This window comes from Pseudomonas sp. LBUM1679 (assembly GCF_059695565.1).
Genome location: NZ_CP166774.1, coordinates 6,270,352 through 6,292,560, shown reverse-complemented (window position 1 = coordinate 6,292,560; position 22,209 = coordinate 6,270,352). Strand labels below are relative to the sequence as shown.

24 protein-coding genes and 4 pseudogenes are annotated in these 22,209 nt (G+C 54.7%); 19 read left to right on the top strand and 9 right to left on the bottom strand.

Annotation, left to right across the window (positions count from 1 at the left end; translation table 11 throughout):
- Positions 1 to 158 precede the first annotated feature (158 nt).
- The 13 genes and pseudogenes from ACA062_RS28755 to ACA062_RS28695 all read left to right on the top strand — a co-directional run.
- Positions 159 to 1,214, top strand: coding sequence for an ABC transporter substrate-binding protein (locus tag ACA062_RS28755; protein WP_497454050.1), 1,056 nt, complete (start codon positions 159 to 161; stop codon positions 1,212 to 1,214).
- 117 nt (positions 1,215 to 1,331) lie between these two features.
- Positions 1,332 to 2,396 (top strand): ABC transporter ATP-binding protein, encoded by a 1,065-nt coding sequence (locus ACA062_RS28750; RefSeq protein ID WP_497454049.1) that lies wholly within the window; start codon positions 1,332 to 1,334, stop codon positions 2,394 to 2,396.
- Positions 2,393 to 3,574: an ABC transporter permease gene (locus ACA062_RS28745; RefSeq protein WP_497454048.1), complete on the top strand. Its 1,182-nt coding sequence runs from the start codon at positions 2,393 to 2,395 to the stop codon at positions 3,572 to 3,574. The genes ACA062_RS28750 and ACA062_RS28745 overlap by 4 nt, the downstream gene beginning before the upstream one ends.
- Entirely contained in the window at positions 3,571 to 4,374 is an 804-nt protein-coding gene (locus tag ACA062_RS28740) for an ABC transporter permease (protein ID WP_497454047.1), read from the top strand. Before ACA062_RS28745 ends, ACA062_RS28740 begins: the two co-directional genes overlap by 4 nt.
- A 76-nt stretch (positions 4,375 to 4,450) precedes the next feature.
- Entirely contained in the window at positions 4,451 to 5,956 is a 1,506-nt protein-coding gene (locus tag ACA062_RS28735) for an aldehyde dehydrogenase (protein WP_497454046.1), read from the top strand.
- Positions 5,957 to 6,137: 181 nt separating this feature from the next.
- Positions 6,138 to 6,884 (top strand): GntR family transcriptional regulator, encoded by a 747-nt coding sequence (locus tag ACA062_RS28730; RefSeq protein ID WP_497454045.1) that lies wholly within the window; start codon positions 6,138 to 6,140, stop codon positions 6,882 to 6,884.
- Positions 6,885 to 7,027: 143 nt separating this feature from the next.
- Positions 7,028 to 7,228, top strand: a pseudogene (locus ACA062_RS28725) (IS5/IS1182 family transposase); the annotation flags it as partial.
- A gap of 4 nt (positions 7,229 to 7,232) precedes the next feature.
- Positions 7,233 to 7,349 (top strand): annotated as a pseudogene (locus tag ACA062_RS28720) (integrase); the annotation flags it as partial.
- Between the two features lie 298 nt (positions 7,350 to 7,647).
- Positions 7,648 to 8,016 carry an IS66-like element accessory protein TnpA gene (gene tnpA / locus ACA062_RS28715; RefSeq protein ID WP_497457507.1) on the top strand — a complete coding sequence of 123 codons (369 nt, stop codon included), beginning with the start codon at positions 7,648 to 7,650 and terminating at the stop codon, positions 8,014 to 8,016.
- Positions 7,955 to 8,290 (top strand): IS66 family insertion sequence element accessory protein TnpB, encoded by a 336-nt coding sequence (gene tnpB / locus ACA062_RS28710; RefSeq protein WP_017279403.1) that lies wholly within the window; start codon positions 7,955 to 7,957, stop codon positions 8,288 to 8,290. Before tnpA ends, tnpB begins: the two co-directional genes overlap by 62 nt.
- An 83-nt stretch (positions 8,291 to 8,373) precedes the next feature.
- Positions 8,374 to 9,679, top strand: a pseudogene (gene tnpC / locus ACA062_RS28705) (IS66 family transposase); the annotation flags it as partial.
- Between the two features lie 576 nt (positions 9,680 to 10,255).
- A complete protein-coding gene (ltrA, locus tag ACA062_RS28700) occupies positions 10,256 to 11,932 on the top strand; it encodes a group II intron reverse transcriptase/maturase (RefSeq protein WP_497454044.1) in 1,677 nt (558 codons plus the stop codon).
- Positions 11,933 to 12,021: 89 nt separating this feature from the next.
- Positions 12,022 to 12,243: pseudogene (locus ACA062_RS28695) on the top strand (transposase domain-containing protein); the annotation flags it as partial.
- A 237-nt stretch (positions 12,244 to 12,480) separates the two neighbouring features.
- On the opposite strand, the gene ACA062_RS28690 reads toward ACA062_RS28695, so the two are convergent.
- The gene (locus tag ACA062_RS28690; RefSeq protein WP_497454043.1) at positions 12,481 to 13,065 is read right to left on the bottom strand and encodes a recombinase family protein; all 585 of its coding nucleotides are present in this window, start codon (positions 13,063 to 13,065) and stop codon (positions 12,481 to 12,483) included.
- A 299-nt stretch (positions 13,066 to 13,364) separates the two neighbouring features.
- Here ACA062_RS28690 and ACA062_RS28685 point away from each other — a divergent pair, with 299 nt between their 5' ends.
- Positions 13,365 to 14,099, top strand: coding sequence for a hypothetical protein (locus ACA062_RS28685; RefSeq protein ID WP_497454042.1), 735 nt, complete (start codon positions 13,365 to 13,367; stop codon positions 14,097 to 14,099).
- Between the two features lie 6 nt (positions 14,100 to 14,105).
- On the opposite strand, the gene ACA062_RS28680 is transcribed toward ACA062_RS28685, so the two are convergent.
- From ACA062_RS28680 to ACA062_RS28670, 3 genes are all read right to left on the bottom strand, one after another.
- Positions 14,106 to 14,903 carry a hypothetical protein gene (locus tag ACA062_RS28680; protein ID WP_497454041.1) on the bottom strand — a complete coding sequence of 266 codons (798 nt, stop codon included), beginning with the start codon at positions 14,901 to 14,903 and terminating at the stop codon, positions 14,106 to 14,108.
- A 134-nt stretch (positions 14,904 to 15,037) separates the two neighbouring features.
- Complete coding sequence (locus tag ACA062_RS28675; protein WP_497454040.1) at positions 15,038 to 15,259, bottom strand: hypothetical protein; 222 nt, start codon at positions 15,257 to 15,259, stop codon at positions 15,038 to 15,040.
- A gap of 13 nt (positions 15,260 to 15,272) precedes the next feature.
- Entirely contained in the window at positions 15,273 to 16,001 is a 729-nt protein-coding gene (locus ACA062_RS28670) for a hypothetical protein (protein WP_497454039.1), read from the bottom strand.
- A gap of 408 nt (positions 16,002 to 16,409) precedes the next feature.
- Between ACA062_RS28670 and ACA062_RS28665 the strand changes: the two genes are divergently transcribed.
- Entirely contained in the window at positions 16,410 to 16,922 is a 513-nt protein-coding gene (locus ACA062_RS28665) for an antirestriction protein ArdA (RefSeq protein WP_497454038.1), read from the top strand.
- Between the two features lie 33 nt (positions 16,923 to 16,955).
- On the top strand, positions 16,956 to 17,261 hold the full coding sequence (locus ACA062_RS28660) for a hypothetical protein (RefSeq protein ID WP_497454037.1): 306 nt from the start codon (positions 16,956 to 16,958) through the stop codon (positions 17,259 to 17,261).
- Between the two features lie 69 nt (positions 17,262 to 17,330).
- Here ACA062_RS28660 and ACA062_RS28655 read toward each other — a convergent pair whose 3' ends face one another.
- Positions 17,331 to 17,708 (bottom strand): hypothetical protein, encoded by a 378-nt coding sequence (locus ACA062_RS28655; RefSeq protein WP_497454036.1) that lies wholly within the window; start codon positions 17,706 to 17,708, stop codon positions 17,331 to 17,333.
- A gap of 205 nt (positions 17,709 to 17,913) precedes the next feature.
- Here ACA062_RS28655 and ACA062_RS28650 point away from each other — a divergent pair, with 205 nt between their 5' ends.
- On the top strand, positions 17,914 to 18,411 hold the full coding sequence (locus ACA062_RS28650; RefSeq protein ID WP_497454035.1) for a GNAT family N-acetyltransferase: 498 nt from the start codon (positions 17,914 to 17,916) through the stop codon (positions 18,409 to 18,411).
- Between the two features lie 34 nt (positions 18,412 to 18,445).
- On the opposite strand, the gene ACA062_RS28645 is transcribed toward ACA062_RS28650, so the two are convergent.
- Complete coding sequence (locus tag ACA062_RS28645; RefSeq protein WP_497454034.1) at positions 18,446 to 18,901, bottom strand: hypothetical protein; 456 nt, start codon at positions 18,899 to 18,901, stop codon at positions 18,446 to 18,448.
- An 85-nt stretch (positions 18,902 to 18,986) separates the two neighbouring features.
- Between ACA062_RS28645 and ACA062_RS28640 the strand changes: the two genes are divergently transcribed.
- The gene (locus tag ACA062_RS28640) at positions 18,987 to 19,316 is read left to right on the top strand and encodes a hypothetical protein (protein ID WP_497454033.1); all 330 of its coding nucleotides are present in this window, start codon (positions 18,987 to 18,989) and stop codon (positions 19,314 to 19,316) included.
- Between the two features lie 46 nt (positions 19,317 to 19,362).
- On the opposite strand, the gene ACA062_RS28635 is transcribed toward ACA062_RS28640, so the two are convergent.
- Genes ACA062_RS28635 through ACA062_RS28625 form a run of 3 tightly spaced genes read right to left on the bottom strand, consistent with a single transcriptional unit; the run spans position 19,363 to position 21,243 of the window.
- Positions 19,363 to 19,938 (bottom strand): TerY-C metal binding domain-containing protein, encoded by a 576-nt coding sequence (locus ACA062_RS28635; protein ID WP_497454032.1) that lies wholly within the window; start codon positions 19,936 to 19,938, stop codon positions 19,363 to 19,365.
- A complete protein-coding gene (locus ACA062_RS28630) occupies positions 19,932 to 20,558 on the bottom strand; it encodes a J domain-containing protein (protein WP_497454031.1) in 627 nt (208 codons plus the stop codon). The genes ACA062_RS28635 and ACA062_RS28630 overlap by 7 nt, the downstream gene beginning before the upstream one ends.
- Entirely contained in the window at positions 20,551 to 21,243 is a 693-nt protein-coding gene (locus ACA062_RS28625; RefSeq protein ID WP_497454030.1) for a hypothetical protein, read from the bottom strand. The genes ACA062_RS28630 and ACA062_RS28625 overlap by 8 nt, the downstream gene beginning before the upstream one ends.
- A 103-nt stretch (positions 21,244 to 21,346) precedes the next feature.
- On the opposite strand from ACA062_RS28625, the gene ACA062_RS28620 reads away from it, so the two are divergent.
- Complete coding sequence (locus ACA062_RS28620) at positions 21,347 to 22,207, top strand: hypothetical protein (RefSeq protein ID WP_497454029.1); 861 nt, start codon at positions 21,347 to 21,349, stop codon at positions 22,205 to 22,207.
- Positions 22,208 to 22,209: the final 2 nt, after the last annotated feature.

Below are 22,209 nucleotides of genomic sequence, written 5' to 3'. Positions count from 1 at the left end.
ATGCACCAGTGCAACCCATCGCTGTTCACGGACTGTAGTTGATTGTTTGAACCCAGCAGTACAGCAGCTGTTTTGTGATTTTTGTCCGGTGTTGGTTGCTTCCCTGCTCATGCTTCGCGGCGCAGGGTTTCGCATGATGTAACGATAAGGGGAATATCATGTTGCAGAAATTTAGGTTCACTCGTTGTATTGGCACCGTCGTGGTTTTGGCCTCTGCAGTCACAGCGGGGCAAGCATGGGCTCGGGATCTCACCGTCGTCGGGTGGGGAGGCGTAACCCAGGATGCGCTTCGGCAAATCTACTTTGAGCCTTTCTCCAAGCTGGTCGGCAAGCCGGTCATCGAAGACTCGTGGAATGGTGGCTACGGTGTTCTTCAGGCCAAAGTAAAGGCCGGAAAGCCGAACTGGGATGTCGTTCAGGTCGAGTCGGACGTACTTGACCTCGGTTGTGCCGACGGCATCTTTGAAAAGCTCGACTGGAGCAAGATCAATGGCAAGGACAAGTACCTGCCCGATGCCGTCAGCCCCTGTGGGGCAGGCGTCTATTACTGGTCGGTTGCACTAGGTTATGACGCCGACAAGCTGGCGACGGGGCCAACCAGTTGGGTGGACTTCTGGGACGTGAAGAAATTCCCCGGCAAGCGCTCGCTGCGCAAGGGCGCCAAGTACAACCTTGAATTCGCGTTACTCGCCGACGGCGTCGCGCCCAAGGACTTGTATGCGGTACTCGCTACACCCGAAGGGATCGACCGCGCATTTCACAAGCTCGATGAGCTGCGCCCGAACATCGTGTGGTGGGAAGCGGGCGGGCAGCCATTGCAATACCTAGCCTCGGGCGAGGTGGTGATGGCGGCAGTCTACAACGGTCGCCTGACCAACATCAGCAAGACTGAGCACAAGAATTACAAGCTGGTCTGGGACGGCAGTATTTACGCTCTCGACAGCTGGGTGATTCTCAAGGGGGCCGAGAACAAAGCCTTGGCCCAGGACCTTATCTCGTTTGCCAGCCGCGCCGAAAACCAGGCGAAGTTGCCGACCATCGTGTCCTACGGTGTTCCCAATCGTAATGCAGCGTCGATGATTCCCGAAGTCGACTTTGTTGATCTACCGACAAATCCGCAGAACATGAAGAACGCGATCGCGTTGAACGCAGCGTTCTGGAACGACCATCTGGAAGACCTTACGGCACGTTACAACGCATGGTTGGCGAAGTAAGGGCGTGCCGTTGGGGTAAGGCTGCAAGAGAGCGCTGCAGCACGCCCTGACACCGAAACAGATGCGGCTGTTTCGGCAGCCGCACCATAACAACAACAGGCTCAGAGGGTGCCCATCGTGAATGACTTCAGCATACGTTTCGCAGGCGTCACAAAGGACTATGGATCGATCAGCGTGATTGACAATCTGTCCCTAGATATCAAAGAAGGTGAGTTTGTCAGTCTTCTTGGGCCGTCGGGTTCCGGCAAGACGACGTTACTAATGATGCTCGCTGGATTCGAATCAGTTACTGGCGGCGACATCATCGTCAATGGTGTCACTGTTAACGACCTGCCTCCTCACAAACGCGACATGGGCGTCGTCTTTCAAAACTATGCATTGTTTCCTCACATGACCGTGGGTGAAAACGTGGCGTTCCCGCTACGCATGCGTGGCATCAATCGAACCGAGATCAAGAAACGGGTGGCCAAGGCGCTGGATATGGTGCAACTCTCCGCGCAATGTGATCGTCGTCCGACCCAGTTGTCGGGAGGCCAGCAGCAGCGGGTCGCCCTGGCGCGGGCACTGGTCTTCGAGCCTCGCGTGGTGCTGATGGACGAACCACTGGGGGCGCTGGACAAGCAGTTGCGCGAGCAAATGCAACTGGACATTCGCGCGCTGCACAATCGCCTGGGACTAACCATTGTATTTGTCACCCACGATCAGTCCGAAGCCCTGACGATGTCGGATCGTATCGCCGTGTTTAACAAAGGCAAGATCGAGCAGATCGGCTCACCGCGAGAAATTTATGACCGACCGAAGAGTCGTTTTGTCGCAGAGTTCATCGGCGAGACGAACCTGCTCGAAGGACGGCTCGTCTGTATCGATGGAGAGCGGGCGGATGTTGTCCTGGAGGGGGGAGTGAAGATCAGTGTGTCGTCTTCGGGCTTGAGCGTGGGGCAGAACGTGCTGGTTTCCGTTCGGCCCGAACGACTGACGCTTATCGATAGCGGGAACAAGGTCAACTCCCTACCTGTGAAGATGGTAGACGCGGTGTACCAGGGCGACCATCTGCGCGCCGAGTTGGCAGGAGATAATCTGACCCTCACCGCGCGTCTGTGCCGGTCAGCCCCCGAGCGTTCCACAGGTACCCAGGTGGTGGCTTATTTTGATCCACGGGATTGCTGGATGATCGCATCATGAAAACTCTTTCTAGCGCAAACCGTCGGTCTGCTGCGCTGTTGGTAGTCCCATTGTTCCTGTTCATGGCGGTGTTTTTTCTATGGCCACTGGGGACAGTCATGCAGCAAGCCGTTTCGGACAACTCGGTGCTGAGTGTACTGCCACTCACCAAGCAAGCGTCGGCCGACTGGGATGGGCAATCGCTCCCCGGAGCGCAGATGGAACAGGCATTCGTTACCGACATTCGCAACGTATCCGACCAGCAGTCCGTTGGTGAGATGGTGCGTCGTCTCAATAGCGCGTACCCGGGGTTTCGCACATTGATCAGTCGCACCCAGGCAGCAGTGCAAGCCAGTGAGGGCCCCGTCGACCTCAAGAGCGTGGACGCTCGGTGGGGGGATGTCCGTTACTGGCAAACCATCAAGGGTGCGCTTTCCCCGGTGACGGATCGGTTTCTGCTCGCATCCGTGGATTTGCAGCGAGACAGCCGGGGCGCTATTGGCGAGATGTCGAGTGATACGTCGGCGAACCGCGTAATCATGCTCCGTACGTTTTCCATGACCGCCACGATTACTGTGATTTGCCTGCTGATCGGTTATCCGTATGCCGTATTGATGGCAAGTGCCAATGGCCTATGGCGCAACGTACTGCTCGGCGCGGTACTACTTCCGCTCTGGACATCGCTACTGGTGCGAACCACCGCGTGGTTCATCGTCCTGCAGGACAACGGCCTGGTAAACCGGTTACTGATCATGCTGCATCTGACCGATACCCCCGTTGCCCTGATCTTCAACAGGACAGGGGTCATCATTGCCATGACCCATGTGCTATTGCCGTTGATGGTCTTACCGATCTACAGCGTGATTTTGGGCATTCCGCGCAACCTGATGCCCGCCGCAGGGTCCTTGGGCGCGCGCCCGCTGCGTGCCTTTTTCGAAGTACTGCTGCCGCTAAGCATGCGAGGCATCACGTCAGGCGTGCTGCTGGTGTTCATGTCAGCCGTGGGCTACTACATCACCCCGGCCCTGATCGGTGGGCCAAAGGACCAGATGATCAGTTCGGTGATTGCCTTCTATGCGACCGGCGCCGCGAACTGGGGGATGGCCAGCGCCCTTGGTCTCGTACTGTTGGTCATCACGATTGTGCTGTACGCGGTTTATCAGCGACTTTCCACCCGTGAAGAGGGGGCGACCCGATGAAAGCGAATCCGGTACTGATCATTTTTGGCGCATGCATGGTGGTTTTTTTGCTGGCACCGTTACTGGCTGTACTGCCATTGGCGTTCACATCAAGTTCATTCTTGGTGTACCCGATACCCTCGATGTCGCTACGTTGGTTTGAGCGACTGTTTACGGCACAGGCCTGGCAGATGTCGATCGTCAATAGCCTGATCATGGCAGTGGGGGCGACGGCATTGGCCACTTGCCTGGGCACGCTTGCCGCGCTGGGCCTACGTAGAAAAGCCATGCCGTTGCGTGGCTTGGCCAACTCCTTGTTCATGCTGCCGATGGTGGTGCCGGCGGTGGTGTTGGGGGTTGGGATGCAGATGTTTTTGCAGCGTCTTGGCCTGACGAACAGTTACACCGGCGTGATTGTTGCGCATACCGTTTTAGCGGTTCCGTTCGTGGTCATCAGTGTTTCCGGCGCACTTGCCGGGATCGATCCGAAGATTGAACTGGCCGCGTCCAGCCTGGGCGCGACCCCCTTCAAAGTCCTGCGCACGACGACGCTGCCACTTGCATTGCCCGGCGTCCTGACGGGGGCCGTACTAGCCTTTGCGACATCGCTCGACGAAGTGGTTCTGACGTTATTCATTGCAGGACCAGGGCAGCGAACGCTTGCATTGCAGATGTTCTCCAGCATCCGCGAAAACATCAGCCCCGAAATCGCAGCAGCGGCGTTCCTCTTCATCATGGGAACGATATCCATTGGCCTGGTTTTGATTGTTGCCCGCATGCGGCTTTACGCGGCGCGTGGCCGAGTTGTGAAGCTGGCGTAAACGCAGCCTGTCAGCCCGATGACTGCGCGCAGTCATCGGGCTGACAGGCTAATCCTCACCTTACTGGACTCTCGAAATGCAAAGACACTTTGACACCTCGTATTACCATCAAGTCGCGGCCTCATTGGTGTTGCCTGATCGACCGTATATAAACGGACGGTTTGTCGATGGCTGCGATGTGGTTTACGAGAATGTAAACCCGGCGACGGGCCGCCCCCTTTCCACGGTCTGGTTTTGCAGCGCCAGGCATGTGGACCAGGCAGTTGATGTTGCCCGCGAGACCTTTGACTCCGGGGTGTGGTCTCGGTCCCGGCCGGAATATCGCAAGGAAGTCCTGCTGACACTTGCTCGTTTGATTCGGGAGAATGCGACTGAACTCGCAGTAATGGAGTCGCTGGACAGTGGCAAGCCCATCAAGGACTGCCTGAACGAGATCGGAACCGAGGTGCCGAACTTTTTCCAGTGGTACGCAGAACTCATCGACAAGACCTTCGGCAAAGTAGCGCCTACCGGTGACGAGGCGACGGCACTTGTGGTTCAGGAAGCCATTGGCGTGGTCGGGGCGATTGTTCCGTGGAATTTCCCGTTGCTGATGACCGCATGGAAAGTGGCTCCGGCATTGGCAGCCGGGTGCAGTGTGATACTCAAACCGGCAGAGCTGACATCGCTGACAGCGCTTCGCTTGGCCGAACTGGCCTCCCAGGCCGGCGTCCCGGACGGGGTGTTTAACGTACTTCCAGGTTACGGCCATGACATTGGCCAGGCGATGGGCCGGCACGAGGGGATCGATGCAATGACCTTCACCGGTTCCGGTGTTGTCGGCGCGCTGATACTTCGCTATGCGGCGGAAAGCAACCTGAAACCAGTCGGGCTTGAGCTGGGTGGCAAGAGCCCATTGATTGTTCTTGAAGACGCGCCGTTGACCGACGATCTCATCGACAATGCTGTCAACGCAGCAATGTGGAATGCGGGGCAGAGTTGCACGGCGAATATGCGGCAGATCGTCCACGCAAGCCGCAAGGATGAGTTCTTGCAAAAAGTTAAGGCAAAAGTGGCTTCGTTGAAAACAGGAGATCCCTTGAACCCTGAAACCGATATCGGGCCACTGATTTCGAGCAAGCAGCGCGATCGGGTGCAAGGTTTCATCGATAAGGGCATAGAGGAGGGCGCGCGCCTGGTCAGTGGCAATCGCAACCTCGACCAGCAAGGCTTTTTTCTGGCCCCCGTTGTTTTTGATGACGTGAAGGCCGATATGGTAATCGCCCGCGAGGAAATCTTCGGCCCGGTGCTGGGCGTTATCGTGGTGCAAAACGATGAGGAGGCGCTGAAGATTGCACGCGATACCGAGTACGGGTTGCATGCCTCCGTCTTTACCCGGGACATTGACCGTGCGCTGCACTTTGCTCGTCACCTCCCATGTGGCGTTGTCGGCATTAACGGGTTTAGCGAGGGTGACGTAAAGACGCCTTTCGGCGGCTATCGACGTTCGGGCTCCCTCTCTCGGGACAAGGGGGTCGAAGCAATGCAGCAGTATCTGCAGACCAAGACCATATGGATTCGATCACTGCGCGGGGTTGACTGAATTTCGCAGCTTTTATCGCGCCTGCATGGGGAGTACGCCGCTCTGTTGCTCCCCATCACAACCTCATCGACAAGCCATCATCGCCGGGAAGCTATAAAATTGGCGACAATTTTATTCGTTTGTTACCGCAAAGTTGCTAACATCCGGGGTTCGAGAATCTGAAACCGAGGGGAGACTAGACGTGACGCTATTAAAAGTTCCCAAGGTCGTAAAGCGACCTGCAGAAGTGCAAGCTGCTGATGTGCTGCGGGCGTCTATTATGTCTGGCAAGATTTTGCCTGGAGCGCGCGTGACCGAGGTCCTGCTTTCCGAAGACATGGGGCTTTCCCGTGCGACAGTCCGTGCAGCCCTTCATCAACTGGAAAAAGAGGGGCTGACAACACTGATCCCCTATACCGGCTGGACAGTCATTTCCCTTACGACGAAGGATGTCTGGGAGTTGTACACGCTTCGTTCAAGCGTAGAACGTTTAGCGGCTCAGCTGGTGGCAACTAACATCGACGACAACAAGCGCACACGCCTGACGCGGCACTTTCAGACGCTTGTTGATGCTTGCCGGACCGAGAAACCGGACAAAATAGCCGAAGCCGACTTTGCTTTGCACAAGGGGATCATTACCTTGGCGGACCATGGTCGTTTGCTATCCCAATACGAATTCATTGAACGACAGATCCGTCTTTACATACGCTCGAGTGATTCTTTGATCGAGAATGGCTCGACTATTGTCGAGCAACATCGACCGTTCGTAGACGCGATTTTGGAGGGTGATGCCAAGTCAGCCGGCACCTTATCCGAGGCTCACAATTTAAGTGAGGGCAAGACGTTGATAGACCATCTGCAGCAGATGATACCTGATGATTCACCCAATAACGCCTCCGATGGTCGTTTAAAACATCTTAAACCACGTGCTAGAGCCTCTACGAAGTAACGGTCAGAATAAGCGTGTCATGTGTCCTGCCGCAGCGAATACGCTGATCTGATTTGGATGCCCTGTGTCAAATGCTTACTCTCTCTCGGTCAATCAGTGTGTCGGTCAGCTGTACATTCTCGGAACGTCTGCAACCCATAGCAAACGTTAACGTTTGGCATGGGAGGCTAGACCAAGCTTGCCAGTCATTTAGCCAGAGCAACGACTTCCAATGAAATGAAGAGGCCGAGGATTACTGCTCCCTGGCCGGCAATGCACTGCGCAGCGAATGGCGAGCCTTCCAGAACGAGCGTTCGCACGTCACCAAAGCCAACACCAGCATGCTCCGATCCATGCAGACCGACGATTCTGGAGGCTTGGATGCAACAGGCCCGCCTCCGCAGCGAAGACTTCTTGTTTCCGTGCCGGCTGCACGACTCAGACCAACTCTCCACCAGACAATATGCTCGAATAGGCTCGGCTTATAAAAAAGAGCGTAGTGCCTATGAGCGTCAATATGCGCAATGGCTTCTGCGTTACCAAAATGTAGATCTTGAACTTTGTAAGCAGGAGCGGGTTGCTGTAATGAATGGTCGTCACTTGCCAGAAGGGTATGTACCCACAAATTGTAATTGATAGGTTTCTCTAATTTACTTATGGGAGATAGCGGTTAGGTGAGCCGTAACCGTCCGGGCAACACACCTTCCTGACACCGTCGCTTGAGGCGATGGTGTCCACCTAAATTTAAGTGGACACCATTTTTAGCCTTTTTAAGCGGACGCCTATGCCACAAGAACGCCGTTCCTATTCAAAGTCCTTCAAGGCCCAGGTCATCGCCGAATGCGCGCAGCCTGACACCTCGATCGCCAATGTCGCGTTGACCCACAACCTCAACGCCAACCTCGTCCATAAATGGATACGCGTGCATGCGCAGAAAAACCTGACACTTCAAACCGCCTTCATCCCGGTCAAGACATCGCCGCCGGTGCCGATGCATCAGGCCCTTCCTGCCACGATCCGAATCGAAGTGCCGCATCCAAAAGGCGTAGTCGTGGAGCGGCGTGTTCTGCTTTCCTGCGAGACCTGCTGCGATGATCCGCATCGACTCCATCTGGCTCGCCACCGAGCCCATGGACATGCGCGCCGGCACTGAAACTGCGCTGGCGCGGGTCGTGGCGGTGTTCGGTGCGGCGAAGCCGCACTGTGCTTATCTGTTTGCCAACCGTCGTGCCAATCGCATGAAAGTGCTGGTGCATGATGGCTTGGGGATTTGGCTTGCTGCCCGGCGCTTAAATCAAGGACGTTTCTTTTGGCCTGGCGTGCGGCACGGCTCTGAAGTCGAGCTGGATGCAGAGCAACTTCAAGCCTTGGTGCTCGGCTTACCTTGGCAACGCGTCGGTTCCGGAGGAGCCATCACGGTGCTCTAACTCGCCTGCCATGGCCTGCTTGCCAGCGCAATTGGCGCATCAGTCTATCGCCGCCCATAGCCCTCTCTGGCAAAATCGGCGGCATGACTTCGCATCCGAATCTCGATCAATTAAACCCTGAAGAACTGCGTGCTTTGGCGGCGCAGTTGATCCAGCGCGTCGAGACGATGGACAAGCAGATCAATCATCAAAAGTCGGTCAACGAGAAGCTGGCCCACGAGATCGCGCTGCTCAAGCGCTTCAAGTTTGCCAAACGCAGCGAGCAACTAAGTCCAGATCAGGCCAGCTTGCTCGACGACTTGATCGATACTGATATTGCCGCTATCGAAGCCGAGCTTGAGGCGCTGCAACCGACACCAGTCGAAGCCAAAGTGCGCCAGCAACCTAAGCGCGCAGCGCTGCCGCCGCAATTTCCTCGCACGCTGATCCATCACGAACCGGACAACAGCCATTGCCAGTGCGGCTGTGCTCTCAAGCGCATCGGCGAAGATGCCAGTGAAAAACTCGACTACACGCCCGGTGTTCACCGTCGAGCGTCACATCCGTGGGAAATGGGCCTGCGAGCAGTGCGAAACGCTAATCCAGGCGCCGGTACCGGCGCACGTCATCGACAAAGGCATACCGACCGCAGGCCTGCTGGCCCATGTCATGGTGGCCAAGTTCGCTGATCATTTGCCGCTGTATCGTCAGGAAAAAATCTTCGGTCGCGCCGGGCTGCCCATCGCCCGTTCGACCTTGGCGCAGTGGGTGGGCAACTGCGGCGTGCAACTCCAACCACTAGTCGATGCGCTGCGCGAAGCCGTGCTGACGCACGGCATCGTTCACGCCGACGAGACGCCGGTACAAATGCTGACGCCTGGCGCTAAAAAAACTCATCGCGCTTATGTCTGGGCCTATGCCACCAGTCAGTTCTCCGACCTGGCGGCGGTCGTTTACGAATTCAGCCCAAGCCGCGCTGGCGAACATGCCCGAGCCTTCCTGGGCAGTTGGAACGGCAAGCTGGTCTGCGATGACTTTGCCGGCTACAAGGCAGGCTTTGAACTGGGCGTTACGGAGATCGGCTGCATGGCCCATGCCCGCCGAAAGTTCTTCGACTTGCATGCGACCAACAAGAGCCAGATCGCCGAAAAAGCGCTGCACTACATCGCGGCCTTGTACGAAGTTGAACGAGAAGTCCGCGAGCTGGAACCGGGTGATCGACAGCGAATACGGCAGGAAAAAGCAGCGCCAATCACCGACGCACTTCATACCTGGATGACCGCCCAAAGACAGCTTGTGCCTGAGGGTTCGGCCATCGCCAAGGCCCTGGATTACAGCCTCAAACGCTGGATAGCGCTGACGCGCTATCTCGATGACGGTGCTGTGCCCATCGATAATAACTGGTGCGAGGTGCGACACGAAGTCGCTTAATGAAGTTGTTCCCCCCTGCGGGAACCACCCGTGTCACCGGGTGAATCTAGAAGGCTGAATCAAGAGCGCCTTCGACAATGGAACGAGGCACTGCAAGGTGCGGGGTATCAATCGTGAGAGGCGTACTCTTCTGGCAGCCATAGCCGGACAAGGACTAGATAGTCGGTATGGTGAACGCATGTGAATCTGCGCAACGATCGTTAAGTTGAACGAGCGGAAATGGCTTACACGCTCGAACCAAAACGGTAATGGAGGTGGGAATAGCGTCTTTCGACTACGCGTTCGTGACCCACATACCTCCCGGTCGATAGCAGGCACCTAACCCGACGTACTTCAGTAGGCGGAACGTGGAAATCCCGTATCGCTCCCATTGGGAAAGCAGTTTGCAAAAACTGCCCATGGTGGTGCGGGCGAAGGAACGAGGAAAAAGCGAACGCCGTCCTGTAATGGGTTGGATAGAGGTTGAAACATCACTTCACGCGAAAGCGGGCAGACGTCCTCATGGTCTCTCTTCACACGAGAGTAGGTAGAACCCTTTCAACGGAAGGAGAGCAAATGAACGCAGCAACATTGGCGTGTGCACCTTCCGGCACGTCGTGGGACGGCATCGATTGGATCGCCGTACAACGTCGTGTCAAAGGGCTGCAAGCGCGTATTGTGAAGGCTGTACAAGACGGCAGGCATAACAAGGCGAGAGCCTTGCAATGGCTGCTGACTCACTCGTTCAGCGGCAAAGCTCTAGCCGTGAAACGTGTGTCTGAAAACAAAGGCAAAAATACCCCCGGTGTGGACAAGGTCACTTGGAATACGCCTAGGGCCAAGATCGGTGCGATAGAGTCGTTGAAGCGGCGAGGCTACTCGCCGCTTCCGCTTCGGAGAATCCTCATTCCGAAGAAAAACGGTAAGACGAGACCTCTCGGAATTCCCGCGATGAAATGCCGGGCCATGCAGGCGCTTCATTTGCTGGCGCTGGAACCGATAGCGGAAACCACCGCCGACCCGAACTCTTATGGATTCAGGCCGGAACGCTCAACTGCGGATGCCGCCGCACAGTGCTTTGGTGTGCTGTCACGAAAAGCAAACGCGGAGTGGGTGTTAGAGGGCGACATTCACGGCTGTTTCGACAATATTAGCCATGACTGGTTGATCGCCAACATTCCCATGGATAAGGCGATTTTGCAGAAATGGCTCCAGGCCGGTTATGTCTACCAGAATCAACTGTTCCCCAGCCACGCCGGAACCCCGCAGGGAGGCATCATATCCCCGGTGTTGGCGAACATGACGCTGGATGGGTTGGAAACGATGCTGGCGAAGAAATTTCCCAACGCGAAGTGGACAGCCCGAAAAATGCGCGTGGTGCGCTATGCAGATGACTTCATCATCACAGGCTGTTCGAAAGAGTGGCTGGAGAATGAAGTCAGGCCCGCTGTGGTTGATTTCTTGGCAGAGCGTGGACTTGTCCTCTCTCCGGAAAAAACCAAAGTAACGCACATAGGGGACGGGTTCGACTTCCTCGGATGGAACCTGCGCAAGTACAACGGCAAGCTCCTGATCAAGCCGTCCAAGGCGAACATCGGGGCTCTACTTGCCAAGCTGCGAGAGTTGATCAAGACCAACAAAACGATACGGCAGGCTAACTTGATAGGTTTGCTCAACCCGGTTTTACGGGGCTGGGCTAACTATCACAGTCATGTCGTCGCCAAGAAGGTCTTTAATCAGGTGGACAGCGCAGTGTGGGAAATGCTCTGGCGATGGGCGGTACGCCGCCACCCTCGCAAGACACGCCGATGGGTGAAGGATCGGTATTTCAAAGTACAAGGGGCGCGTCGATGGGTATTCTCATGTGCTGAAAAATCCGCCGATGGTCGGAAGCGTCAGTACACGTTATTGGACGCCTCGGACACGCCAATTGTGCGACATATCAAGATCAAGGCTGCTGCCAACCCTCACGCCCCTGAATGGGATGAGTACTTCGAATCCCGATGGGGCAAAAGAATGCTTATCTCCCCAAAGGGTCGAGCCAAGCTGTATCGGGTGTGGCTACAGCAAGGTGGCCGCTGCTGCGCATGCCTTAAACCGGTCACCAAAGACACACCATGGCATAGCCGCCATGTTGTGAAGCTGAGTCACGGTGGGACGGATGCGGCCGCCAATCTTGAGATCTACCACCTGCGGTGCCCAAGGGATGTGCAATTTGCCAACGTCGACGATGTACAACCGGGTGCCCAATAGCGCCTTAGTAGAGGCTTGAGCCGTGTGCTGGGAAACTCGCATGCACGGTTCTTAGGGGGTTGGACGCGGGCAACCGCGTCTGACTACCCGACAATCAAATCCGGCCGTGGGCTCTTGGGCGCTCGAACTGGCTGTTCGCGGGCTCGTTACGCAGCGGTAAACGTGCGGCGGCGATCATGAGTTTGATCCAGTCGGCGCGGCTCAACGGACATGATCCGTATGCTTACTTGAAGGATGTTCTTACACGCCTGCCGACGCAGCGTGCGAGTGAGATAACCGAGCTGTTGCCGCACAGGTGGGCGCCCGTTTAATCACACAAGGTGTGTTGGGCGAACGCTTACGGTGAGCCTGCAAACCAGACAGCTATTTATGCAAAATCTGCTGTCGGGATTTTGCATGTCACCCTTTCGTCTGCGCATATGCGCTTCTCTGCGTTTTGCAAGTTGACCACATCGCCCGTGCATTTCCCTGACCTATCACATCCAAAAATCATCGTTTATTCAGGCCGGGCTATTTCGGAGCAGACGAGCTCCGTCCAAAAAATGTAGTCAGACTTTAGGGATTGGCCGCTTTTTCCCTGATCTGATCTTGGCCACTGCTCGCCAGATTGTCGTCTTACTGACCTGCATACGAGCAGCAATGACCTCCAGAGGCATTTCATCGCAAATTGCCATACGTTGGACGGTTAATTCCTGGGATGGTGTCAGGGCCGTTGGCCGCCCCGGCTTGCGGCCTCTCCGTTGCGCCGCCCGCATGCCGGCCTTGGTCCGTTCAGAAATCAATGTCCGCTCGAATTCCGCCACAGCCCCGGTGATGTGAAAGACCAGCTTGCCCGCTGGCGTCTGGGTGTCAATTTGGTCGGAGATTGACCAGAAGCCTATTCCGCGCCGCTCTAATGTCCCAAGGATCTTAATGAGATCTTGCAGAGAGCGGCCTAAGCGGTCGAGCTTCCAGACCACTAGCACGTCGCCATCACGCAGGGTGCTCAGGGTTGCGTGGAGAGCCGGGCGATGCGTTAGGGTGCCGGATTTTTTCTCTTCAAAGATGCGCTCGCACCCGGACTGTCGCAGGGCCTCGATTTGCAAGTCAAGAAGCTGGTCTTCTGTCGATACACGGGCGTACCCGATCTTCATGGTTCTGCCTTTCCCGCAGACAGGCACCACCGTCAAAAGGAGGGTCACACAGCCGCACGTACTGTTGTTCCGAAAAGGAACCTTTAAGGACTCTATTCACGAGCCCCCAAAGAGTCAATTGCTACTGAGACTCCGCACACGTCTAAATGCCGACAGCACCACATTCCAAAAGGGTTCGTTTTCGGAACGTCATATTTGGTTCCCCTGACGAGTTCCCTCTGTGATGCCCATGGCGGAATCCCGAGTGCAGGACCGGCGCATGTAATGCATCACGTTCTCTTTCGATCAAGGAGTCCGTTATGACGACTGTGCAGATTCAGGCGCCGTCTTTAGCTCAAATGCTGAAATGTATTCTTCTCCCTCTGGCGCTCGCTGCCGCTTGCTCTGGCATAGCCCACGCCGCTGATGTCGGCGAGTGCGCCACACCAGCGGCAATGACCGCTCGCCTCAAGGTCGAGGACCAGCACTCGGTTGCATCCGCGCAAATGATTACTCCGGACAAACGGCTGTTCGGCATGATTTTCACAATGAGTGCTGACAGAAAAGTCGGCTACATCTTGAAGGCAGACCAGCCGCTGGGAGATAGGGCAGGGCAGATTTGCGTTTATGAGCGACTGGCGGACATACGGCTATATGACGCCCGCTCAGCGGGAATACCCAATGCGGCACTCCTGAAAGCCCCTGATGAGGACGCTCTCACGAACTGCAAGCGTCTCCAATTAGCGGGCAAGTTTCCGCAGGGAAATTGTTCTTCGCTGAATCAAGTTCTTCGCCGCGTCGAGCCGCTTGGAGAGCGGGTAATGATCCAAGGCTTCACTGTTGCGAAGTGCCCATCAGGCATCTACCAGCCCACCAGCGGCGTGGTAACGGTTTCGGGCAATGTCAATGGAAGCATCAACGACGATCCCGCGCATCTGTCACGGGGTATCGTTGGCGGCATTGCATACAGCTCGTTGCCCGACGGGGCAACGATCCTCAATGCGACCTTAGCCTATCCGAGGTACACCGAGTACGGGCTTGCTGCATTGAAATGATCTCTGCTACAGGCTGAGACCGGTGGCCGTGATCTCGGGCGCTGGCGACGCTGAAGGCGCGGAGGCTGGTTGGACGGGCGGAGCGACCGCTGCAAAGGCACTACTCAAGTCTTTCGCGGATTGGAATGGGGATTTGCGGTCCCCATCAAGGGCCGATGCTGCAGACACCGCCGCACGAGCCTGATCCGCCGAAGCTGATGGCGCATTGCCTTTATCGAGATGGTTTTGAGCGGTTGCCTGATCAATCGCATTGCCCACGCGCGACCGATCCAGTCTCGACTCTTCATCGGCCTCCGCTGCTGTCATCCTTCCGCGACCGCGTTTGTCTTCGAGTTCTTTCTTACGCCGGACGCTTGCCTTGAACTCGTCCTTCTCGTCCTCGCGAATAAGCCCCTTGCGAACGGCCCAGTCAGCATAGGTATCGGCATTGTCGATGACATTTTGGCGGGCAGTCTGTGCTTGCGCGTTCGTCATCTGGACGCCGCCGATCGTGGTTGTCTCTGTGTTCCAACGGGCGAGATTAGCCAGCTCACGCGCTTCGCGCTCTTCTTTGCGTTGTTGTTGCTCGCGGAACGCATGTTGCTGCGCGTCTTGGTTCACCGTCATACGGCTGGCTGAGAAGACGGCTTTGCCCGTCGAGGCCTGCGCCCCAAACAGGGTTTTCGAGATGTCGTGAAGATCGTTTTCGGGAGCGCCGGGGTCTGCATCGGTGGAGTCCGGCAGATCGCTACGTCGATCTGCCGCAGTTTCCCTTGCTCCCGCAAGGGAACCGCGAAGCTCTGAACCTGGCTCTTGCTTTGTCATAAAGCTCTTCCCATAACGTTTGCCGAGACGTCCGGCAGCCTTGGATTGCAGGGGTCGGATAGAAATAGCTTATGGGAACAGAGTTAAAAAGTAGTTAATCGTGAAGAAGGAAACCGCCCGTTTTGGGGGGCCTGTTACCGATGTAGCTCGCGGGGGGGAACCGTGATGCAGCCGTCCGCGTCAACATCGCGCTTCCCCTCGTCAGTAATATTCGCCCAACGGATTTCCTCTGGAAGCTCAGGTGGTGCAACTAGAATTCTAGTGCCGGGTGGAAGTGAAACCGGTGGATCAAAATCATCGTACTGGAATTGGCTCGAATCCAGCAAGCCAGCGATTTTGTTGAAGAATTCGCTCATTTTCGACCTCGCGTTATTTACCAGTTTTTGAAATACCGTTTTCTGCACATAATGGTCTTAGCACATTCGTATATCCACGAACAATCCCTTTAATGTCTTCATCCGCAAGATAAGAGTCTTTAACTTCGGATTTGCTGTCAATATTTAGCAAGCCTATTACACAATTTTTCCTTTCGCTATGAATGGGAACTGAATATATCGACCCAACTTTTCCTACAACCTTGTTCTGGTCAGTTGAAAGCGAAGAGATGATTTGTTTCCAAGATACGACGTCCGATTTACAGAACACATCTTCCGTCCCGCTTGACCAAACTCGGCCTACCGCCCCCTGACTCTTTTTCCATGATTGCCCTCTTTCCGCCTCAAAATAGCCCGTTCGCCTGTCCATTGACGACTGAAAAACAATCCGCATTCTGGTTCCAAGCAACCCATGATGAATCATCATTACGTTCGCTCGTATATCGGATTGCACGGAAATCCCCTTGCTGACCAGTAGGGAATTGCATTCTGCCAACATTGCCTTTAGCAACGTATTGCCTGCGGGTACTTTGCGATTCGCGTCAATTGCCATTTCTCGGTCAGGCATCAACTCGATTGTCTCTCGAACAATTAAGTACGCGCCAAAACATAAAATGACGATAAGAAATTTTTCGTCGTCAATTTTTTTCAAGGTAAGAAGGGCGGCCGCTGCCGGAATAACCAGTGCCGATAATACGCGAAGGACATTCCAAAGGAGCTTCATGTGGCCTTCCTAAAATATTGTGAAACGCGCGCTTCTAGAATATAGACTAAAAAGAGCCATACACTGTATGGGAAAGCAATCTGACGGTTGAGCCGCCTGACCGGGCTTAATGCGCTTGATGCGTACCGGGCCAATGGAACACCTTGTCCCGGCCTTATGGTCTCTTCCGCAAGAGCGAAAAGTCGCTAAGGGACGCTGTCCCTGGCGCAACGCAAGGGTGAAGCTTTGCCTCGATGAAGGGTATCCCCAGCCTTCCGCACCCATAAAAAGCATGGGTTTGTGCAGGCCGGGTGATCCCCCTCCCTTCATCGAGCCCTTGCGTTTTACCTCCCCGGTCTCGCCGACGGGCAGGGGTGCATGTGCGGACTTCAAGCACATGCACCCGAAGCCCTAGAAGGAGACAAGACCATGAGTACCGAACCCAGAATTTACGTTGCAGATCTGGCCGCCTATAACAGCGGCTACCTCCACGGCGTATGGATCGATGCCACATTGGACGCGTCAGATATTCAGGATCAAATCCACGCCATGCTGGAGCAATCTCCGGTCGGGGACGCGGAGGAATACGCGATTCACGATTACGAAGGTTTTGACGGTTACAGCCTAGGCGAATACGCGGGAATTGACGCCGCGCATGAGGTCGCCTGTTTTATCGAAGAATTCCCCGCGTTCGGCGGGGCTCTACTGGATCAGTTTTCCAGCGTCGAGGAGGCCAGGAAAGTAGCCGAGGAGGATTATTGTGGCTGCTATGAATCGCTGGCGGATTACGCGCAGGAGATCACTGAGGAAACCACGGAGATTCCCGAGGCCTTGCGCTATTACATTGACTACGACGCCATGGCCCGTGACATGGAATTAAATGGCGACGTGTTCACCCTTGAAGCGAGCTACCGGCAGATGCATGTGTTCTGGAACCGCTAACGCCTCCCTCAACCGCATGAAAAGGATTTCATCATGGCAACCATCCGCGAAACCTTCGTCTGGCAGGGCCTCACCATAGAGACCCTGTATATCCCGAACTGGTCGCAGAGCTACCGCGCCACCTACGGCTATGCGCTCTCCCATCTACAAGTAAGCTCGGCAGGACGAGCACCGTTGCCGATCAGTGACACTGGCTATCGCTCGTACTTCGAGCGCGACGACAACATCGCAGCCGAAGGCGGAGCGGTAGCTTACGTGCGCGCGTGGCTGGAGTACGCCGCTCAATCTCCGGCATGGCTCGACGAACAGGTCCAAGCCCGGCAGCTCTCACTGTTTTAAAAAATCGCGGCCCTGCCGGGCCGCGATTTCAAGCGCTGAGGTTTATTAATTAACCATATCAATAAATACTCAATAACCCTCTTTGACGTGTACTCTGGGATGACCAAAAATATATTTGCACCTAACTACGCATTTTGTGATGGTTTGCATGTCGTCACAAAATCGCCACATCGTCTCGATAGTGCCCTCGGTGTGCTTAGATATTTTTTGTACGCTTGTTACTGCCATACGCTCCTGAGTATCGACTTTTTCAACAAGCTCTTCATCATCAGCTATGTCGAAATGTTTATGGAGCAGGCAAACACCGAACCGATCCGTGCATTTATGCTTACGCAGTATATCGCCTAGATCCCTCAATACCTCGTAATCAGCGTCACTGACTGGTTGAATATTCCCAATGTCCTGCAAGACACCGCGCTGCACTGTTTCAAGGTGAAGTTTTTTCATTTTTTGACTCCCTTTTTGTGCACAGATGCTTATTGGTTATGAAGAGCACGCAGGGCAAGTATAGATCAGGATTGCCGAATTGATTGGCTCCTCAGGTTGCGATAAGAGTCGTCAAATTTTAAATGGCGAGGTCGTCCGGTTAGATGGGTATGGTAGTTAACTATTGTTTAATTTTTTTGATCTATAAATTAAGACTGACATTTTAATGGCGAAACTCAAAGAAAGTGCCATGGAAGATAAGTCTTATGAAATAGTAAAAGTTGAGCCGGGCACTGAAGACTGGGTGAGATTTCACGAGATTCAGCGTACATCGCTGTTTCAGCAAGACGTCGAAGAATATGATCCGCACTATCACGATGTGTGCTTCCATCAACCTGCGCAAAGAAGTTTACTACTGCTTAAATGGCGTGGTGAGGCGGTAGGGGTGACGACTTTAGATCAGTTTGATGACGCCAGAGCCGCTACCCGATCCGTTGCCATCGCGGAAAATTTTCAGGGCAGTGGCCATGGGCGCGTGCTTGGTCTTCTGACGCAAGAGTTTGCTAAGAGTCAGGGGGTTAAATCTCTTTGCGTCAACGCAGGAGATCACGCTGTAGAATACTATCGGCGGTTGGGCTTTGAAAAAGAAGTGTGGGACTTGAAGGAATATGAAGGCATTACCAAGCCGGAAACCATGATTCAGATGGTTTGTCGCAAGCTGTAGGGCATAACGTGATCACGTTAAAGTTGGCTAGGAATCAACGCTCACGCTCCGGCTCATTGCCGTCGTGCTCTTTGGGAATGCCATTAAATATTTTCGTGATTTCACGCGGGCTTTCGTGGGCGATCTCTGACTTAGGTTCGACGGCCGTGTTTAAGTTTTTAATTTTATCTATCTCATGCTGGAGGCTGGCTCTGATCTCATTGGACTCCTTAAGATGTTGCGTTTTAACGATGCGTTCGGCTTGTTCATTTAGACGTTTAGATGTCAGTGTCTTCCGTTGTGCATAAGAGGGCTTGCAGTCCAGTTGGTTATGTTCGCGCAGAACTTTCTGCTTTGCCTTTTCCATATCGTCCGTCCAGCGAAGTGTCTGTTGCTCATCAAGTTCGATAAGCCGTTGCTGAAATTTCTCTTTTATCTCGGCAACGGCCTGCGCCTTATCCTTGTCTTCGCCTTGTGCCGCTTCTTTAAACTGCTCTTTGTTTGAGTTCATAATAATGCACGCGGTGGAATTTTCTGGACGCAAGAGTGCGCGATATGAAAGGATCAATGATGCAAAGTTTTCCAAGGAGGGTGTTATGAGAGAGAACCTGCCAATATCGTTAAGCCAACTTCTGAATGAGCCAGACACGGCATGGGTTGAGCAGCAATTGCTGGCACATGTTCGCGGGCTTGAACGTCAGGGACTGCCGCCCCGTACCATTGCTCGCGCTCTGGCACGGGTGCTGTTCGCATTCTGCATAGATCTGTACGACCGATCCATTGGCAGCCGCCTCTGGATCAAGCAGTTCTTGCAGCAGACAGGCCGCGATTTTATTAACGAAGAAGAGCTGACAACCCAATGCGAAACGTTGGTTGAACTGCGGACAAAGCTCCTCAAAGACTCTGAGCCATTCGGTTCTGCCTGAGCCCTGCCACGCACGCTCGTTGCGGTGATCTCCACCTAAGATGGCCCTATCCAGGCCTGTGGGGCAGGGCCGGTCGCCCTGCCGGTTTTGCCAGCAATTGTTGCTCCGTTTGCGAGCCTGCCTGTTGCCCGGATTTTCCGCATGAAACCTCCAGGCTGATCCCGCTGCCGACCACACGTGCACTGTGCTCACAGACCGGGCACGTCATCGTCGACTGGCTGCCAATGCAAGACAGGTTGCCGCAACGGGGACACAGCACCAGGTCAGCGTTATCGCAGTGAGGGCAGCCCTGATAGTTGCCTAGCAGCAACGCGCGGGTATTCTGATCATCGTGCACGGCTTGTGTGCCGCCTTGCGCGGACACTGACGCATTGCGGCGCGCAATCACGTCGGTGATTTCCGCGCCTTTCTCATGCAGTTTCAGGATCAGAACAGCCGATGCTTGCGGCACCTTGGAGCAACAAAGAATTTGTTCGCCATGCGATGGTTCCTGCTTGGTGATCCCGGTATTGGATATGGACGCGGGCTGGGGTTCAGCACGTTGCTTGCGGTTGAACGCTGCCAGTTCCTGTCGTGCCTTCTCCAACAAGCTCGGGGGCTTGTCTTGCTGTTTGGTTACCATTTTCTTGCCCTCTTGATGTAATCAACGGCATCGTTGACCTGTTGCATGAACACCTGATTGGGAAAAGCTTTATCGGGGTGCAGAATCGCCGCCAGCTCGCGATGTCGGCTTTTAAGCATCGTCTTATCGAGCGGCGTAGCTTCCGAGAAACCCAGCACTTCGAGCGCCTGCGCATAACCGCTTTTTTCTGGCGCAGGCTTTTCAGACTTCTTCTTCGGTGGAGGTTCTTCTTCACCCAGCATGTGGCGTTTGAATTGCCCGAAGGTTGCAAACTCCTGCCGTCCGTACTTCCAGAACAACTGGCGCAGCTTTACGTACTGGCCAACGGCGCGGGACAAATTCCTGCCCGCGAGAAAGCACGGCTGATAAAGGAATATCCATGTGCCCCGGACGATGTTGAAAACCAGCGACACGCATCCGGTGACGAATGCGCCCAGATAACAGCCCGTCCAGCTGGAGCCTTTTATGAGGAGACGCACTGTGTAGTCGATAAAGATTAGAGACTGCCGGTAAAGCGCCCCTGCCAGCCACATCAAGAAGTTGAAAGCGATACAGGCGACGATGATCCCGCCACCTGCGGCGGCCACGATTTTTAAGTAGGGATAGATTTGGTCAAACATCGTTAAGCCCTCCAGGGGTGTAATGCCATTCCCCATCGATGTGGGGATTTATTCCCGCGCCGACACGTTTCGCCTCGGCATCAAGGAGCTGGTCGCAATGCTGCAAACGGGCAACGATGGCTGCCGCCTGCTGTCTGCCATATACGGTCAGGAGATCAATGCGGTGACCCGCATACACCAGAACGACATGGAAGGAATCACCGTAATAAATCGGCGGTTGAACGACTTGGCCGTTCGCTGCTGCTTTACGGGTGGCTAAGTCATGATTCCGCTGCTCATGTTCAGCTTCGTCATGCGGCAGCAACACAAAACGATGCTCGATGCGGCGGTCGTAGCTCTCCCAACCTGACAAACGTCTGACCTTGACCTGGTCCATTCTCAGTTCGATCCGGGTGGTTACCCGGCACGCTTCCAACGTGACCCGGCGCAACAGGAAATATCCGAGCACCGTCACCCCAATTGCTGTCACCAGGTCGGGCAAATACGGATGAGGCTCCTGGAGCAGGGGGATGAAATTCGCAGCGGCCAACCCCAGCCCAACGGCGGCGGTGATCCCATTCGCCAGCTTGACCCGGAAAGGGTTCAGTTCGCGCGGCGTAACCTTGAACGACAGCAGACCGGCTTCGTCGGTCCTTTGCCTAGTGGGGGGACGCCCTGTAAGTGGGCTTTTCATCGGAGAGTTCATGGCAACGTCCTCAACTGATTGCGTTAGGAGCTACGCTGACACAATGATCAATGATGCTTTCCTCGCCGGTTCCTCGCGCCAATGCTTTTGAAGGGGAAGGGATATGGATGTTGAAGAGATCGAGTTCAGTGACTGGCAGATCGAAAAGCTGCGCTCGGCCTTGAGCCGTTACCGCACGATCAGCAAGCACAATGGACGGATGCCGTCCTGGTGTCAGGTGCGGGATCTCTTAACAAGCTCAATCTCCAATCAAGAGAAGTACGAAGAAGACGATTCAGAGTTGGCATTCGATGACGAAGCACTGCGACGTTTTGGCGAGAGAAAAACCAAAAGTATGAGCAAAAATCGCATGCAGGATATTGCTCGTTTTTTGTTCGATGAAGATCTACTTAGTCCCGAGGTTTTTCAGGAGGAGCGGCAGGATCTGGCTGCCTTTCTTGCCATGCATGAATATTTCGCCAACGATTATGAAGACGTGCCAGATTTAGTTTCTGCATTTTCAGGAGTATTTACCTACAGTGCAGCCCGTTTTCCAAACGAAAAGGGATGCAAAACCATCTCCCTGCATTTGACCCCGGATCCCTCCGGCAAATATGTCCGAGTCGAAGAGATCGTACAATTAGAGTTAAGCGCCGCAGGAAGGACACATCTAAAGCGGTCCTCTCGCGGTCACCACTCCAAAGCCAACGAATTTATCAGGAAGACTTGCCGCAAAGGTTTTGGCTTCCCCGTTACCCGCCTGAACATCCTTCACATCTTTTTGGATGGCGTCACTCCCGGTGACCGCATGACCTATACACAAGCTGGCGAACTGCATGATGAGTATGCCACTAACGGTTTTTTTCTTATGCGAAACGGTGAGGTGACAGGCCGTGGTCAATGGGCACGGGATATTTATTATGAAGAGCCGGTTACTCTCCCTAATATCTGCCGTTTCATTCCCGACCGCACAGTGGAAAAATAAAA

What these genes read in the sequence shown, in the direction of transcription:
- ACA062_RS28670 (WP_497454039.1), bottom strand. Translation starts at nt 16,001, where the DNA reads ATGAAGCTCCTTTGGAATGTCCTTCGCGTATTATCGGCACTGGTTATT.
- ACA062_RS28675 (WP_497454040.1), bottom strand. Translation starts at nt 15,259, where the DNA reads ATGAGCGAATTCTTCAACAAAATCGCTGGCTTGCTGGATTCGAGCCAA.
- ACA062_RS28685 (WP_497454042.1), top strand. Translation starts at nt 13,365, where the DNA reads ATGACGACTGTGCAGATTCAGGCGCCGTCTTTAGCTCAAATGCTGAAA.
- ACA062_RS28620 (WP_497454029.1), top strand. Translation starts at nt 21,347, where the DNA reads ATGGATGTTGAAGAGATCGAGTTCAGTGACTGGCAGATCGAAAAGCTG.
- ACA062_RS28650 (WP_497454035.1), top strand. Translation starts at nt 17,914, where the DNA reads ATGGCGAAACTCAAAGAAAGTGCCATGGAAGATAAGTCTTATGAAATA.
- ACA062_RS28635 (WP_497454032.1), bottom strand. Translation starts at nt 19,938, where the DNA reads ATGGTAACCAAACAGCAAGACAAGCCCCCGAGCTTGTTGGAGAAGGCA.
- ACA062_RS28690 (WP_497454043.1), bottom strand. Translation starts at nt 13,065, where the DNA reads ATGAAGATCGGGTACGCCCGTGTATCGACAGAAGACCAGCTTCTTGAC.
- ACA062_RS28665 (WP_497454038.1), top strand. Translation starts at nt 16,410, where the DNA reads ATGAGTACCGAACCCAGAATTTACGTTGCAGATCTGGCCGCCTATAAC.
- ltrA (WP_497454044.1), top strand. Translation starts at nt 10,256, where the DNA reads ATGAACGCAGCAACATTGGCGTGTGCACCTTCCGGCACGTCGTGGGAC.
- ACA062_RS28745 (WP_497454048.1), top strand. Translation starts at nt 2,393, where the DNA reads ATGAAAACTCTTTCTAGCGCAAACCGTCGGTCTGCTGCGCTGTTGGTA.
- ACA062_RS28680 (WP_497454041.1), bottom strand. Translation starts at nt 14,903, where the DNA reads ATGACAAAGCAAGAGCCAGGTTCAGAGCTTCGCGGTTCCCTTGCGGGA.
- ACA062_RS28660 (WP_497454037.1), top strand. Translation starts at nt 16,956, where the DNA reads ATGGCAACCATCCGCGAAACCTTCGTCTGGCAGGGCCTCACCATAGAG.
- ACA062_RS28625 (WP_497454030.1), bottom strand. Translation starts at nt 21,243, where the DNA reads ATGAACTCTCCGATGAAAAGCCCACTTACAGGGCGTCCCCCCACTAGG.
- ACA062_RS28645 (WP_497454034.1), bottom strand. Translation starts at nt 18,901, where the DNA reads ATGAACTCAAACAAAGAGCAGTTTAAAGAAGCGGCACAAGGCGAAGAC.
- ACA062_RS28630 (WP_497454031.1), bottom strand. Translation starts at nt 20,558, where the DNA reads ATGTTTGACCAAATCTATCCCTACTTAAAAATCGTGGCCGCCGCAGGT.
- ACA062_RS28735 (WP_497454046.1), top strand. Translation starts at nt 4,451, where the DNA reads ATGCAAAGACACTTTGACACCTCGTATTACCATCAAGTCGCGGCCTCA.
- ACA062_RS28755 (WP_497454050.1), top strand. Translation starts at nt 159, where the DNA reads ATGTTGCAGAAATTTAGGTTCACTCGTTGTATTGGCACCGTCGTGGTT.
- tnpA (WP_497457507.1), top strand. Translation starts at nt 7,648, where the DNA reads ATGCCACAAGAACGCCGTTCCTATTCAAAGTCCTTCAAGGCCCAGGTC.
- ACA062_RS28740 (WP_497454047.1), top strand. Translation starts at nt 3,571, where the DNA reads ATGAAAGCGAATCCGGTACTGATCATTTTTGGCGCATGCATGGTGGTT.
- ACA062_RS28655 (WP_497454036.1), bottom strand. Translation starts at nt 17,708, where the DNA reads ATGAAAAAACTTCACCTTGAAACAGTGCAGCGCGGTGTCTTGCAGGAC.
- ACA062_RS28640 (WP_497454033.1), top strand. Translation starts at nt 18,987, where the DNA reads ATGAGAGAGAACCTGCCAATATCGTTAAGCCAACTTCTGAATGAGCCA.
- tnpB (WP_017279403.1), top strand. Translation starts at nt 7,955, where the DNA reads ATGATCCGCATCGACTCCATCTGGCTCGCCACCGAGCCCATGGACATG.